This is a genomic window from Nonomuraea sp. NPDC050227, from assembly GCF_044459705.1.
GTDB lineage: Bacteria > Actinomycetota > Actinomycetes > Streptosporangiales > Streptosporangiaceae > Nonomuraea.
Window position 1 is genome coordinate 401,350 of the sequence record NZ_JBITJF010000012.1, and the last position, 14,426, is coordinate 415,775.

The window sequence follows — 14,426 nt, forward strand, 5'->3', positions numbered from 1 at the left end:
AGACGCCATGACGGCACCCCGCACGCTGCCCGGCCACCTGCCGCACCCGTTCTCTCCTCGCGGGCGGCTCGACCCGTATCCGGCGTACCGCTGGCTGCGCGAGCACGATCCCGTGCACTTCGACGTCACCTCGCGCATGTGGCTGCTGACCGCGCACGCCGACTGCGCGCTCGCGCTGCGCGACCCGCGCTTCTCGGCCGCGCTCGGGCAGCGGGAGCGGGTCAGGGACGACGAGCTGCCGCCGTCGATGCTGACCACCGATCCCCCCGAGCACCAGCGCCTGCGCTCGCCCGGCGCGCTGCTGATGGGCCCGGCCGCGATCCGCGGCATCGCCGGCGACATCGAGGCCGGCATCGGCGCGGTGCTCGACGGGCTGGCCGGCCGGGAGGAGATCGAGGCCACCGCCGACCTCGGCGAGCCGCTGGCCACCGGCGTGCTGGCCAGGCTGTTCGGCCTGCCGGCCGCCGACGTGCCGGCCTTCGCCGGGCTGGCCGCCCGCGTGTCGGTCAACCTCGACCCGCTGGCCGGGCCGCAGGCCGCCGCGGCCGGGCGGGCCGCGATGGGCGAGCTCACCCGCTTCCTCGGCGAGCGCGCCGACGCCGCCGCCGAGGCCGCCGGGAACGGGCCGGGCGGCTCGCCGTTCGGGCGGCTGGCCGCCGACGACCGGCTGACCAGGGCCGAGATGCTCGGCATCGCCGCGCTCACGGTAGTCGGCGGATGGAAGCCGCTGGCCGAGATGGTGGGCAACGCCCTCCACTGGCTGCTGCCGCGCGAAGAGGCCGCAGGCCTGATCAGGGACGGCGGCCCGCAGGTGGCCGAGCAGGCCGTCGACGAGCTGCTGCGGCTGGAGTCGCCGATCCCGTTCACCGCCCGGGTGACCACCGAGGCGGTCCCGCTGGACGGCGGCCTGATCCCGGCGGGGGCGAGGGTGCTGGCCCTGGTCGGGGCGGCCAACCGCGATCCGGCGGTGTTCGACCGGCCCGACGAGCTGCTGGTCACCCGGTCGCCCAACCCCCATCTGGCCTTCGGCGCGGGCACCCATCTCTGCCTGGGCGCGCCGCTGGTCAGGCAGGCCGGCGGGCTGCTGCTGAGCGGGCTGCTGGAGCGGTATCCCGGGCTGCGCCGCACGGGGAAGCCGCCCGCCTGGGCGCCGGGCCTGGTGCCCAGGAGGCTGACCGGCTTCACCCTCGCCATCTGAGCCCCTTCCCCGGTCAGCGGACGTTGGCGCCGCGCCAGCGGAAGGTCAGCAGGCTCAGCAGCAGCGCCGCCAGGCACCAGCCGCCCAGCACCGCGGCGGTCCTGCCCAGCTCCCACGCGCCGGCGGGCTCCACCACCGCGAAGTCGGCCGGCAGGAACACCGAGCGCAGGCCCTGCGTCATCCACTTCAGCGGGAAGAACGCCGCCAGGCTCTGCATCCACGCCGGCAGTTCGCTGTAGGGGAAGAACACCCCGGAGATGAACTGCAGCACCAGGAACGGCAGCGTGACGATCGCCGCGGCCGAGCGGGCGTTGGGGATGATCGCGCTGAAGGCCACCGCCAGCAGCGAGCAGGACGTCGCCCCGAGCAGCAGCACCCAGGCGAAGGTCAGCCAGTGTCCGGCGTCCGGCGGCAGCGGCAGGCGGAACAGCGCGACGCCGACGCCCAGCAGGATCGCCGCCTCCAGCACCCCGGTCACCACCACCCGGACGATCTTGCCGACGAAGTACGCCGTCTTCGGCATCGGCGAGGAGGCCAGGCGGCGGATCATGCCGTTGTCCCGCTCGATCGCGATGTTGATGGCCAGGCCGTTGAAGCTGACGCTCATGATGCCGCAGGCGATGATCCCGGCCACGAACATCTGCTTGAAGTCGGTGTGGGTGCCGGGGACCGTGCCGGAGAAGATCGAGCCGAGCACCAGCAGCAGCACGATCGGCAGCAGCAGCGTGAAGAACAACGACTGCCGGTTGCGGAAGAACGACTTCAGCTCCACCGACGAACGGGCCGCCGACGCCCGCCACAGCCCCGACCCGCCGCCCGACGCGCGCACGGGACGGCCCTGCTCGGCCACGATCGCGTTCGAGCTGGTCATGCCTGGGCTCCCTGGTTCTCGCGGATCAGCTTGAGGTAGACGTCCTCCAGCGTGGGCCGGTGGACGCGCAGGTCGGGCAGCTCGTCGGCGCCCGCGCGGGCGGCCCAGGGCAGCAGCGCGGCCAGGGCCCGCGTGGGCGTGTGGGTGAGCAGCGTGAGCGTGCCGCCGGGCACGCCGGGCGTGCAGGACGGGTCGAGCGCGGTGCCCGCGGGCAGGTCCGGCAGGTCGGCCGCGCTCAGCTCGGGGGTGAGGGTGAAGCTCACCGCGGCGGGCGTGTCGCGCCGTCCGCCCAGCTCGCTCACCGGCCCGGTCTCGACGATCCGGCCGGCCACGATCACGGCCGCGCGCTGCGCCAGCGCCTCCACCTCGTCGAGGTAGTGGGTGGTCAGCACGGTCGTCTTGCCCTGGTCGGCGAAGAAGCGGACCAGGTCCCACGCCTCCATCCGGGCCTCCGGGTCCAGCCCGGTGGTCGGCTCGTCGAGGAAGATCAGGTCGGGGTCGCCGACGACGCCGACGGCCACGTCCAGGCGGCGCAGCTGGCCGCCCGAGAGCGTCTGGGCCTGCTTGCGTTCCTTGGCGCCGAGGCCCACCATGTCGATCACCTGCGCCGCGGGCAGCGGCGCGGGGTAGAAGGCGGCGAAGTGCTCGACGACCTCGCGGACGGTCAGGTCCGCGTAGGCGCCCGTCGTCTGCGGCACGATGCCGAGCCGCGCCCGCCACTGCGGGGCGTCCTCGGCCGGGTCACGGCCGAGGACTCGCACGTCGCCGCCCGAACGCCTGCGCACGCCTTCGAGGATCTCGACCGTGGTCGTCTTGCCCGCGCCGTTGGGCCCGAGTAAGGCGAACACCTCTCCGGGACGAACGTCCAGGTCCACACCCTGCAGGATGAGAGCGGGACCGTACTGCTTGCGCAGCCCCCGTACGTGGATGGGGTTCGCCTGGTCGTCGGACATGATCTCCTCTACCTCCTCTTGGCGTGCGTGGCTCCCGGCGTCAGGTGCAGCAGCAGCAGGGGCAGCAGCAGCAGTTGACGTCGCCGGCCGCGATCGAGTCGAGGTCGCCCTCGCTCAGCTCGGCCATGTCGATCTGCGGCGTCTCGGGGATGTGGAACTCGAACGTCCCCGTCTCCAGCCCGCGCTCCCACAGCGAGACCTGCACGTCGAGGTTCGTGTCGTGGTGGCCGTCGGGAACATTGCGCACGAGGTTGATCTGGGCGCCCGCGGGAACCTCGAGGCCGGCCTCGGCCAGCGCCTCACGAGGGTTGCTGTCCAGCTTCGCCGAGAATTCCTCGCTCGACCACGCGGTGATCAGGACTCGCGTGTAGGCGTTGACGAATTCGGTCCGCTCTCTGGGGTTCAGGGCCATTGCGTCCTCCTGGAGCTTTTCCCCTTCGGCGCGGTGCGCCGTCTCGGAACGGAGTCTTACACAGCCGAATTCGCAGTGCCTAGACTTAATTTCCGGGGCCCTGGATTAAGTATTGAGAGCCCTCTGCTTAAAAGGTACTCTGCAAATACGCCGACCGGAACAATACGAAGCGATATACGTATTCGATGGCCGGAAATGCGTATCGAGAATATTCGTCTGCGTAAGCCATCGGGAGAACCCATGTCCGGGACGTACGTATCCCCCCGGGTGCCGCCGGGACCCGCCGGAACCCAGAGCCTGAGGGCCATGCGCGACGCTCCGCTGGAGTTCGTCACCGCCATGGCGGCCCTCGGCGACGTCACCCGCCACGACGCCGACGGCGAGCCGGTCTACATGCTCAACCGCCCCGACCTGGCCAGGCACGTGCTGAAGGAGAACGGCGCCGCCTACACCAAGGAACGCACGCCGGACGACGACATGCTCCGCCCCCTGCTCGGCAACGGCCTGCTGACCAGCGACGGCGCCGAGTGGGCGGCCCAGCGCAGGATGTGCGCGCCCGCGTTCAGGCCCGCCGAGGTGGGCCGGTTCGACCGGGTCATCGTGGAGGCGGCCGAGAACCTGGTGGCGCACTGGGCCGGCGGCCGGCCCGTACGCGTCGACCACGACCTGACCTCGCTCACCCTCACCGTGATCGTGAAGGCCATGCTGGGCACGGACATCGGCGTCGCGGGCGAGGGCTTCGGCCGCGCCGTGGACGCGGTCAACCGCTTCATCGGCCACTACGTGCCCAGCGACGACCCCGACCCGGCCGACACGGCCGCCCGGCACGCCGGCTTCCTGCGCGCGCGGGCCTTCCTCGACCGGGTCACCAGGCTCATCATCGCCGCCCGCCGGGCCGGCGGCGCGGGCGACGACCTGCTCGGCGCGATGCTGGCCGAGGGGCACGCGATGTCCGACGCCGACCTGCGCGACCAGGTGCTGACCATCGTCATGGCCGGGCACGAGACCACCGCCAAGTCGCTGACCTGGACGCTCTACCTGCTCGACCGCAACCCGGCGGCGGCCGAGGCGGTGCACGCCGAGATCGACGAGGTGCTGGCCGGCCGCTCGCCCACGGCCGCCGACCTGCCCAGGCTGCGGCGCTGCCGGCAGGCCGTCCAGGAGGCCATGCGGCTCTACCCGCCGGTCTGGCTGATCTCGCGCCGCGGGACGGCCGACGACGTGCTGGACGGCTACGACGTGCCGGCCGGGTCGCTGGTGTGCGTCAGCCCGTGGGTGCTGCACCGGGATCCGAGGTACTGGGAGCAGCCGGATGCGTACCGGCCGGAGAGGTTCGACCCCGACCGGGCCGCCCGGCTGCTCAGCCACCAGTACCTGCCCTTCGGCGGCGGCCCGCGCATCTGCGTCGGACGGCACTTCGCGCTGGTCGAGGCCACGCTCGTGCTCGCGGTGATCCTGCGCGGGCTGCGCATGGAGCTGGTGCCGGGCTTCCCCGTCGAGCCCGAGGCGCTGGTCACGCTGCGGCCCCGGCACGGCCTGATGATGACCCCGAGGCCCCGGTGAGCGCCCCGGTGAGCGCCCCGGTGAGTGCCCCGGTGAGTGCTCAGGCCGCGACCGGCTCCTACGACGCCGCCAACACCACCTGGGGAGGCGTGGCGGGCGAGCTGGCCCGGCTGGAGGCCCAGGCGGCGCTCTCCTTCGAGGAGGAGCTGCGCATCATGCGCGACCTCGGCCTGACCGGCCAGGGCCCGCTGCTGGAGCTCGGCGCCGGGTCCGGCGCGGTCACCCGCAGGCTGCGCGCCGCCGAGCCGGGGCTGCCGGTCATCGCGCTCGACGTGGACGCCGCCCTGCTGCGCAACGCGGGCGGCTGCGGCGCGCCGCTGGTCACCGCCGACGGCGCCCGGCTGCCGTTGCGTACCGGCAGCGTGGGCGGCGTACTGCTGCGGTACGTACTGCAGCACGTGGGCGATCCGGCGCCGATGCTGGCCGAGGCGCTGCGCGTGCTGCGTCCCGGCGGCCGGATCGTGGTCGTCGAGGTGGACAGCATGTTGTGGGGGCTGGCCGATCCGATGTACCCGGAGCTGGCCTCCGTGCACGCCACCATGGCGCAGGCCCAGCGCGGCGCCGGAGGCGACCGGCAGATCGGCAGGAAGCTCACCCGGCTGCTGCGCCGCGGCGGGTTCGCCGACGTGGTGCTGCGCCCGTTCGCCACCACCAACGACACCCACCCCACCGCGGCCTTCGCCCCGCACCTGGGGCCCGAACGCCTGGCGCCGCTCGTCGCCTCGGGCGCGCTGCCGATGGCGGGGCTGGCCCTGGCCGCCGACCGCTGGCGGCGTTTCCTGGCCGACCCGGACGCCTGGGTCATGCTGCTCGGCTTCGTCGTCGCCGGGACCGCACCGTACGGACCGGCTCAGCACCCATCGGAAGGAAGCACGTCATGAGTCCGTTCTGGAAGATCTTCATCGCGATCTTCAGCTACATCAGCGCGATCGTGGGCCTCGGGCTGGCCGTCGTGAACGCCAGCGAGAAGCCGCCCGCGACCTCGCTGGCCATCGTGTACGGCGCCGCCGGCCTGCTGTTCCTGGCCGTGGGCGTGCTGCTCAGCCGCAGAGCCCGCTACTGAGGACGGCCCGGGGCCCGGCCCTTCATGAGGCCGGGTCGCAGGGGCGCACCTCGACGATGTCACCGGGCGCGTAGGGCATCTTGCGCGCCCACGACTCGGCCTCCTCGGCCGACTGGACCTCGATGACCCAGATGCCGCCGATCTGCTCCCGCCCGACCGCGTACGGCCCGTCGACGGCGGGCCCGTCGGGCCTGACCAGCTTGCCCTCCCTGGACCTGGTCAGCCCCGCGCCGTACTTGACCTTGACCCCCGCCATCGCCATCGCCCGGCCGAACTGGCGGTGCGCCTCGGCCATCCGCTCCCGCTCGCTCTCGCTGAAGGCGTCCCAGAGCATCTCGTCGCCGTGGATCAGCAGCACGAAGTCCATGAGTCGTCTACCTCCCTGTGGGTTCTGCCCCAAAGGCGTGGTGGGGCGCGGGCAGAGCCCCGGTTGGCACTATCGTGACATCCTTCCACGGTCGCAGCGCCGTAACTCGACCCGGTCGCCCGGCCCGGACGGCAGGCGCCCGGCCCACTCCAGCGCCGCCTCCTCCGACGGCAGGTCGAGGATCCACATGCCGCCCAGCTCGGGACGGACGTCCTCGCGCGGCTCCCCCTCGGCCGCGTCCGGGCGGGCCAGCCGCGCGCCGAACAGCACCGTGACGCCGGCCTCCCGCAGCTCCCGCCCGAAGTCGAGATAGGCGCCGAACAGCGCGGCGCGGTCCTGTTCGGACAGCTCGGCCCAGGCCCGTTCCGGCCCGTGGATCAGCAGCGCGAACTCCATGACGGCTCCTCCCGTGCGCTCACATCTGCCGCCGCGCCAGCCGCGCGAACAGCCCCTGCTCCTCGGCGAGCAGCTCGTCGTAGGTGCCCTGCTGGACGATGCGCCCGCCGTCGAGCACCAGGATCTTGTCGGCGTCCCGGACGGTGGACAGCCGGTGGGCGATGACCACGCGCGTGGCGTTGAGCCGCCGGGTGCTCTCGGCGATGACGTTCTGGGCGGGGTTGTCCAGGGCGCTGGTCGCCTCGTCGAAGAAGACGATGCGGGGCCGCGAGACCAGCGCCCTGGCGATCATGATGCGCTGCCGCTGACCGCCGGAGAGCGTGTTCGTGCCCTCCGACAGGACGGTGTGCATGCCCATCGGCATGGCCGTGATGTCGTCGGCGATGCCGGCCATCGCCGCCGCCTCCCAGGCGTCGTCGACGGTGTGGTTCGTGCTGCCGACGATGTTCTGCCTGATGTCGCCGGCCAGCAGCGCGCCGTTCTGCAGCACCACGCCGCACTGCCGGCGCACCGCGCCGAGGTCCAGCTCGCCCAGGTCCTGGCCGTCGTACAGGACCGAGCCGACGTCGGGCTGCTCGAAGCCGAGCAGCAGGCGCAGGATGGTGGACTTCCCGCTGCCGGTCGGGCCCACGATCGCGACGAACTCGCCGGGCTCGATCGACAGGTCGATGTCGGTGAGCACCGCGGGGCCGTCCGCGCCGTAGCGGAAGGACACCCGCGACAGGCTGACGCGGCCCGACAGGTCGCCGGGGTCGGCCTTGCCCGCGTGGTCCTCCGGCTCGGCCTCCAGCACCGGCGCCAGCTTCTCCAGCATCGGCACGACGCCCATGGCCGTGATGGCCGCCCCCGTGAACTGCAACACCGAGGCGATGAGCAGGCTGAACGCGGCGAAGAAGGCCAGGAACGCGCTCATCGGGAGCTGCCCGCGCAGCGGTCCGGCGGCCACGGCGAAGATCACGACCGAGCAGACCAGCGGGAAGCCGGCGTTGAAGGTGGTCACCACGTTCTGCAGCCGCCGGGCCGCGGCCGAGGTGGTCCTGGTGGCCATGAAGTCGCGCGTCCACACGCCGAACGCCTGGTCCTCCGCGGCCGCCACGCGCAGCTTGGGCACCGCCGACAGCAGCTGGAACACCCGCGAGGACAGCCGCTGCTCCTGCTCGTACAGGCGGCGTTGCAGGCGCACCTCGAAGAAGCCGGCGACCGCGCACACCAGCACGCCGGCCAGCACCAGCAGGGTCGCCAGCAGCGCCAGGCCGACGTCGTAGAAGTACACCAGCGCCAGGTTCGCCAGCCCGCCGAACAGCCCGAGCGTCGCCGTCGTCATCACGCCCGACAGCGTCTCCTGCGCCGCGCTCACGCCCAGCACGGTCGTGCCCAGCTCGCCGGTGGAGTACCGGCCGAAGAACGTGACGGGCAGCGACAGCAGCCGGGTCCACGCGCCCGCCTGCACCCGGGCCGACGAACGGCCCTCGACGCGCAGGGCCGCGACGTTCTGCACGATCGACAGCGCCCCCGCCACCAGCGCGCCGCCGATCACCAGCGCCGCGCCCTGCACGATGAGGTCGCGCTCGGCCCGCTGCACGAACGTCCCCAGCACCAGCCCGGTCATCGCGGGCACCAGCAGGCCGATGACCGCCACCAGCGTGCCCAGGGAGGCCAGCACCCACAGGTCGCGGCCGTTGCGGGCCAGGCCGAAGCGCAGCAGCCCGGCCACGGTCCGCACCTCGCGCGGCAGCGGCTGGTACAGCACCTCGGCCTTGCCGCTCAGCGTGGCGGCCACCGCCTTGGTGATCGGCGTGACCCGGCTGTGGCCCGGCTGGGCCACCACGTACCGCGAGCCGATCGGCAGCAGGGCCACCGGCGTCCCGTCGTCGGACCGGTAGCCCACCATGGGCCCGATGTCGTGTTTCCACCAGCCGTCGTCCAGCCGGACCGAGCGCGTGCGCACCCCCGAGGCCAGCGCGACGGCCTGCAGCGGATCGGCCCCGCGGGCCTGGCCGGGCGGCGGCGCGGTCACGGTGAACCCGCCGTGCGAGGCCACCAGCCTGGCCGCGGCCAGCGCCGGCGGGTCGGCGGTGACGTCGGCCAGGCGCACCTTGGCCTCGGTGTCGCGGACCAGCGTGTCGAAGCCGCGGCGGGCCGCCCGGGTCGTGCCGGCCTCGCGTTCCTTGCGCCGCCGCAACGCCTCCAGCTCCTGCGCCCGCCGCCGCTCGACCCGGCGGTCCACGGTGTAGAGGAAGCGGATGGCGTGCTCGACCCAGCGGGCCCAGATCGTCTCGTCGGCCAGCAACTGCCAGGTCGAACGGGCGCGCAGCCGGGCGGGCGCGTCGGCGACCAGCCAGTCCCGCTCGGTCACCGCCAGCTCGGCGCCCGCGGTCAGCACGCCGGCCACCCCGTCGGGCATCTCGACCGCGCCCGCCTCGACCGTCATCCACCGCACGCCGTCCACCGACCGGGCGGCCCGCCCGGCGGGCAGCTCGGTCACCGCGTCGGGCAGCAGCGGGACGAACTCGCGCGGCGGCAGCGCGTCGCGCAGGGCGGTGGCCAGCGCGATCATCCCCGCCTCCAGCCCGCGGACGAACTGCCGGACGGCCAGCCCGTACTCGGCGGTGGACATCGTCGCCGACCGGTTGGTGCCCGACAGCTCGCCCAGCCTGGCCAGCGGCAGACGCGACACGCGGGTGCCGAGCACCGGACGGCCCACGATGCCGTGCCTGGGCCCCTTGGGCGAGCCCGGCAGCAGCGTGCCCTGCCGCACCCGGCACAGGTAGTGCCACCGGCCGACCGGACGGCCGCCCTCCAGCCGCACCGCGAACAGGTCGACCGCGCCCTCCTCCACCAGCAGCACCTCGCGCACGCCCGACACCACGAACAGGTTCTCCGCCGAGTAGTCCACCGGCGTGGCGGCGTCGGTGAAGAACGGGGAGAAACCGGCCACCTTCAGCACTGCGTCATCCTCCGTGTCGTCCGCCGTGTCGTCCGCCGTGTCGTCTGCCGTGTCATCCGCCGTCGCCGTTCTTGCGCGAGCTCCTGAGCAGCTCGGCGTAGTGGCCGTCGAGGGCCAGCAGCTCGGCGTGCCTGCCGCGTTCGACCACCTCGCCGCGGTCGAGCACGATGATCTCGTCGGCGTCGCGCACGGTGGACAGCCGGTGCGCGATGATCAGACAGCCGCAGCCGCGACGGCGCAGGTTGTCGGCGATGGTCCGCTCGGTCTCCGGGTCCAGGGCGCTGGTCGCCTCGTCCAGGATCAGCAGCGTGGGCTGGATCGACAGGGCGCGCGCCAGCTCCAGCCGCTGCCGCTGGCCGCCGCTGAGGTTCCTGCCGCCCTCCAGCACCCGGCTGTTGAGGCCGCCGGGCCGGGCCGCGATCAGGTCGAACAGCGCCGCGTCGCGCAGCGCCGAGACCGCCACCTCGTCGGGCACGTCGTCGCTCCACAACGTCAGGTTGTCGCGCACGGTGCCCTCGAACAGGGTGATGTCCTGGTCCACGTAGGCGACGGAGGAGGCCGCGACGGCCCGCGGCAGGTCGTCGCGCGGCCGGTCGTCCAGCAGCACCTGGCCGGAGGACGGCGCGTACAGGCCGGCGGCCAGCTTGCCGGCGGTGGACTTGCCGCTGCCGGAGTTGCCGACGATCGCCACCCGGCGGCCCGGCACCACGGTGAACGACAGGTTCCTGATGACGGGGGCGGCGAGCGCGTTGTAGCCGAAGGTCACGTCGGCGAACTCCAGCCGCCCGTCCAGGCGCCCGCCGGGGTCGGCCTGCTCCCCGCCGGCGGCGGCCCGCTCGAACGTCCTGGCCATCGGGTACTTCTCGACGTCGTACAGGCGGCAGATGTCGGCCGAGATGTCCTGCAACTGGCCGCCCAGGTTGGTGAGCTGGGTGACCGGCCTGGACAGGGCGTTGAGCAGCGTCTGGAACGCCACCAGCATGCCGACGCTGATCACCCCGTCCACCACCCGCAGCCCGCCGATCAGCAGGATCAGCCCGCTGTTGATCCCGGCCAGCAGCGGCGGCACGACGGTCAGCGTCGCCGTGGCCACGCCCAGCCGCTGCTTGGCGGTGACCGCCTTGGCCAGGAACCCGGCCCAGCGCTGGAACGCCGTCGGCTCGGCCCCCGTCGCCTTGACGGTCTCCACGAGCTGCAGCGTGTTGAACGTGGTGGAGGTCAGGTTCCCCAGGTCGGCCCGCAGCGCCGCCACCGCGTCCGTCCGCGCCCGCGACACCTGGCGCAGCACCAGGATGTTCAGCAGCGCCATCGACACCCCGACCAGCCCGAGCAGCACGTCGTAGCGGATGAGCACGGCCGCGTAGAACAGCACCAGGACGAGGTTCACCAGCGTGACGGCCAGGTCCCGGGAGAGGATCTCGGCCACGCCGTCGTTGGCCTGCACCCGCTTGGCCACCTCGGCCGGACGGCGCTGGAGGAAGAACTCCACCGGCAGCCGCAGCAGATGGCGGAAGAACCGGGCCGAGCTGACCAGACCGAGCCGGATCTCCAGCCGCAGCAGGTAGTGCCGCTGCACCGAGGTCAGCACGAACACCACGACCGCGGTGACCCCCATCGCGAACAGCAGCGGCACCAGGTAGCCCGGGTCGCGCCCGGTCAGGATCCGGTCGATGAACACCCGGCTGAACGCCGGCCCGATGATGCCCGGCACGACCAGCAGCAGGCTGGCCAGCAGCACCAGCGGGAGCGCGCGGCCCGACGGCATCCGCCGGGCCAGCAGGGCCTGCCCGACCCGGGTGGGCCGGCCGCCGGGCCGGAAGTCCGGACCCGGCTCGAACGTCAGGACCACGCCGGTGAAGCCGGAGTCGAAGTCGTCCCAGTCGATCATCCGGGGGCCGCCCGCCGGGTCGTTGACCGCGACGGCCTTCCTGCCGAACCGGCTGCGCACCCCCTCCAGGACCATGAAGTGCTGGAACGCCCAGAACACGATGGCCGGCTCGGTCAGCGAGCGCAGGTCCTCGGCCTCCATCTGGAAGCCCCTGGCGATCAGCCCGTAGCGGCGGGCGGCGGCCACCACGCTGGAGGCCTTGGCGCCGTCGCGGGAGACGCCGCAGGCCGAGCGGAGCTCCTCCAGCGGCACGAACTTGCCGTGGTAGCCGAGGATCATCGCCAGCGAGGCGGCCCCGCACTCCACGGCCTCCATCTGGATCACCGTCGGCGTGCGCCGCCGCCACCTCCGCCGCCGCCGCCGCCGTACGGGGGCCGCCGGGGGAGCGGGCGCGGCGGGCTGCGCGGGGGCCTGGTCCGCATGCCCCTGCTCGGGGACGCCGGTGGTGGTCACACGTCCCTCCCGGGGGCGCTGGTCGTGGTCACGCATCCCTCCTTCGGCCGGGCGGCGGCGGCGTTCACGCGGCCCACCTCAGCGCCCGAGCAGCAGGTCGAACAGCGTCTGGCTGCCCAGCCCGATCGCGCCGCTGACGGAGACCTGCGACTGCAGGCCCACCGGCGGCCCCTTCCTGGTCGACCAGGCGTAGCCGGACGGCGTGCCGGCGTCGCGCACCAGGTCCACGATCACCAGCCTGGACGGCGTGTTCCGCAGGTAGCCGCGCGCCGGGTCCTCTCCGCCCACCAGGTCGGCGGCCTGCTCGGTCATCACGGGGTAGGCGCTGACCGACGCGACCCGGCCGCGCAGCAGCCCGTACGCGCCGGGCGGCGCCGAGGAGACCGACAGATCGACCGGCTTGCCCGGCACCACGCCCATCGCCCGGTCGACCGGCACGAACAACATCGCCACCAGCCGGTCGCCCGGCGCGTCCGTACGCTCGATGAGCAGCAGCTCCTCGCCCTCCCTGACCACGTGCCCCGGCACGGCGGAGTCGGCGACCACCCGCCCGCTGAACGGGCTGCGCACCACCTGCTCCGTCCCGCCGTCGGCGGCGATGACCGCCACCGCCTGGCCCTCCCGCACCGCCTCGGCCGGCTGGACGAGCATCGAGCGCACCGTCCCGCCGTACGGGCTCTGCAGCCGCGCCGTGCCGCCGGGATGGGTCAGCAGCCCCACCGCGGGCACTGTGACCGGCAGCCGCCCGGCGAAGAACCACACCCCCGCGGCCACCACGATGATCAGCACCACGAACGTGGCGATCCACCCGCGCGGGGAGGCCAGCAGCGTCGGCGAGTCCAGCTCGTCGGGCTCCCGCATGCGCTGCAACGCCTTGAACCGGAACTTCATCACGCCGTCCCCTGGAAGCGGCCGCCGGGCCGCCGTCGTGCCGTCATGTGCATCACCGCCGGCTGCCGACGATCAGCTCGCCGACGCTGCCCTCGGTCAGGTAGTCCAGGCCGCTGGCCAGCGCGAAGTCGGCGGCGTCCCCGCCGCCCAGCGCGCACACGGCCAGGTCCATGGCCGTGCCGGCCAGGTAGAGCGTCTGGTAGAGCACGCCCACGTGCTTGAGGACCAGCGAGTAGCCGATCGTCTCGTACTTCCACATCACCCGGCCGAAGCGGGCGGTGACGGTCAGCACCACCTGCGGGTCGCCGCTGAGCTGGGCCGCCGATCTGGCCCGCTCGACCAGCGCCCGCACGGCGGGCGTGGGCGGCGAGACCAGCTCCAGGGCGTGCCCGGCGGTGTCGTAGTGCCACAGCCCCGGCTCGGCCCCCTGGCAGGACACGATCAGCGGATAGACCTCCAGCTCGTGCACCGAGCCGCCGGAGGGGTAGGGCCGGTCGGCCAGCTCCTGGCCGTCCGGCGAGGTGAACACGGCCCGCCGCCGCATCGTCCGGTAGAGCAGCTCGCCGAGCTGGGCCAGCGTGATGGGCGCGTCCGGGTCGTGCTCGCGCAGGGAGCGGCGGCGTTCCAGCGCGTCGGTCAGGCTGGGGTCGGTCTTGGCCAGCAGCTCCAGGTCGGGGCGGGGCAGCTCGATCCGCTCGCCGGTGAACGGCGGGGGATCGGCGGGCACCGGGTCGAAGCGGGGGGTGAAGGCGTACGTGCCGCCGTAGCGGCCGGTCCAGCGCGGGCCGCGGCTGTGGGCGTGCAGCCACAGGTCGCGCGGGTGCCACTGGGCCTGGCGCAGGTCGTCGTCCTCGGGGCCGGTGGCCAGCACGCCCGCCGCCGCCAGGAACCGCAGCGCCTGCCCCCACCCCTGGCTCCCCTCCTGGCCGCCGTCCGCCAGGTCCGCCGGGGTCGTCCAGGACGCCAGCGCGCCGAGCAGCCCGCAGGCGGCCGGCGACAGCTCGACCACCGCCGGGCTGCGCGGGGAGCGCACGGTCAGCACGCCCTCCCCGGCGGTGACGACGGCGAAGCGCGACAGCCTGATCGGCGTGTCCGCCGCCGGCGCGGGCGCGGGCTCCACGCTCCCGGCGCCGACCGGGCGCAGCCGGGCCCCCGCCGCGGCGTACTCCAGCAGGCCGGCTCTGGACAGGCGGCGTACCAGCAGGTTCCAGCGCAGCAGCCCGGCCTCGCCCACCGTCGCCGCCAGGGCGGTCTCGTCCGCGTCGCCGCCGGCCAGGATCCGCAGGGCGGCCGTGGTCCCGGCGTCGAGCCCGCGCAGGCCGAGCGAGCCGGCCGGCGCGGAGATGCGCACCTGCCCGTCCGCCTCGGTCAGCTCCGCGTCCCGCCGCAGCCGCAGCTTGGTCTCGTCCATGGCCCGCTCCTCT

At 73.7% G+C, this 14,426-nt stretch carries 13 protein-coding genes; 4 read left to right on the forward strand and 9 right to left on the reverse strand.

Going from position 1 to position 14,426, the window contains the following annotated elements:
• The first annotated feature begins 7 nt into the window (after positions 1-7).
• A complete protein-coding gene (locus ACIBK9_RS39590; RefSeq protein ID WP_397163946.1) occupies positions 8-1,198 on the forward strand; it encodes a cytochrome P450 in 1,191 nt (396 codons plus the stop codon).
• 13 nt (positions 1,199-1,211) lie between these two features.
• Here the strand turns inward: ACIBK9_RS39590 and ACIBK9_RS39595 are convergent, their stop codons facing one another.
• From ACIBK9_RS39595 to ACIBK9_RS39605, 3 genes are read right to left on the reverse strand one after another with little or no spacing between them, the layout of a single operon-like run.
• Positions 1,212-2,069: an ABC transporter permease gene (locus ACIBK9_RS39595; protein ID WP_358285390.1), complete on the reverse strand. Its 858-nt coding sequence runs from the start codon at positions 2,067-2,069 to the stop codon at positions 1,212-1,214.
• Positions 2,066-3,022, reverse strand: coding sequence for an ABC transporter ATP-binding protein (locus ACIBK9_RS39600; RefSeq protein WP_358285392.1), 957 nt, complete (start codon positions 3,020-3,022; stop codon positions 2,066-2,068). Before ACIBK9_RS39600 ends, ACIBK9_RS39595 begins: the two co-directional genes overlap by 4 nt.
• 40 nt (positions 3,023-3,062) lie before the next feature.
• Positions 3,063-3,434, reverse strand: coding sequence for a hypothetical protein (locus tag ACIBK9_RS39605; protein ID WP_358285393.1), 372 nt, complete (start codon positions 3,432-3,434; stop codon positions 3,063-3,065).
• A 306-nt stretch (positions 3,435-3,740) separates the two neighbouring features.
• On the opposite strand from ACIBK9_RS39605, the gene ACIBK9_RS39610 reads away from it, so the two are divergent.
• Genes ACIBK9_RS39610 through ACIBK9_RS39620 form a run of 3 tightly spaced genes read left to right on the forward strand, consistent with a single transcriptional unit; the run spans position 3,741 to position 6,060 of the window.
• Positions 3,741-4,997 (forward strand): cytochrome P450, encoded by a 1,257-nt coding sequence (locus ACIBK9_RS39610; RefSeq protein ID WP_387664730.1) that lies wholly within the window; start codon positions 3,741-3,743, stop codon positions 4,995-4,997.
• A gap of 32 nt (positions 4,998-5,029) precedes the next feature.
• Complete coding sequence (locus ACIBK9_RS39615; RefSeq protein WP_352356827.1) at positions 5,030-5,878, forward strand: methyltransferase domain-containing protein; 849 nt, start codon at positions 5,030-5,032, stop codon at positions 5,876-5,878.
• On the forward strand, positions 5,875-6,060 hold the full coding sequence (locus ACIBK9_RS39620; RefSeq protein WP_189646391.1) for a hypothetical protein: 186 nt from the start codon (positions 5,875-5,877) through the stop codon (positions 6,058-6,060). The genes ACIBK9_RS39615 and ACIBK9_RS39620 overlap by 4 nt, the downstream gene beginning before the upstream one ends.
• A gap of 22 nt (positions 6,061-6,082) precedes the next feature.
• On the opposite strand, the gene ACIBK9_RS39625 is transcribed toward ACIBK9_RS39620, so the two are convergent.
• The 6 genes from ACIBK9_RS39625 to ACIBK9_RS39650 form a co-directional block, all read right to left on the reverse strand.
• A complete protein-coding gene (locus ACIBK9_RS39625; protein WP_352356825.1) occupies positions 6,083-6,427 on the reverse strand; it encodes a YciI family protein in 345 nt (114 codons plus the stop codon).
• A 69-nt stretch (positions 6,428-6,496) separates the two neighbouring features.
• Complete coding sequence (locus ACIBK9_RS39630) at positions 6,497-6,823, reverse strand: YciI family protein (protein ID WP_397163948.1); 327 nt, start codon at positions 6,821-6,823, stop codon at positions 6,497-6,499.
• A gap of 19 nt (positions 6,824-6,842) precedes the next feature.
• Positions 6,843-9,770 carry an NHLP bacteriocin export ABC transporter permease/ATPase subunit gene (locus ACIBK9_RS39635; protein WP_397163949.1) on the reverse strand — a complete coding sequence of 976 codons (2,928 nt, stop codon included), beginning with the start codon at positions 9,768-9,770 and terminating at the stop codon, positions 6,843-6,845.
• Between the two features lie 52 nt (positions 9,771-9,822).
• Complete coding sequence (locus ACIBK9_RS39640) at positions 9,823-12,147, reverse strand: NHLP family bacteriocin export ABC transporter peptidase/permease/ATPase subunit (protein ID WP_397163951.1); 2,325 nt, start codon at positions 12,145-12,147, stop codon at positions 9,823-9,825.
• A gap of 42 nt (positions 12,148-12,189) precedes the next feature.
• Positions 12,190-13,002, reverse strand: coding sequence for an HlyD family efflux transporter periplasmic adaptor subunit (locus ACIBK9_RS39645; protein ID WP_397163952.1), 813 nt, complete (start codon positions 13,000-13,002; stop codon positions 12,190-12,192).
• Between the two features lie 52 nt (positions 13,003-13,054).
• Positions 13,055-14,413: a SagB family peptide dehydrogenase gene (locus ACIBK9_RS39650; RefSeq protein ID WP_397163954.1), complete on the reverse strand. Its 1,359-nt coding sequence runs from the start codon at positions 14,411-14,413 to the stop codon at positions 13,055-13,057.
• Positions 14,414-14,426: the final 13 nt, after the last annotated feature.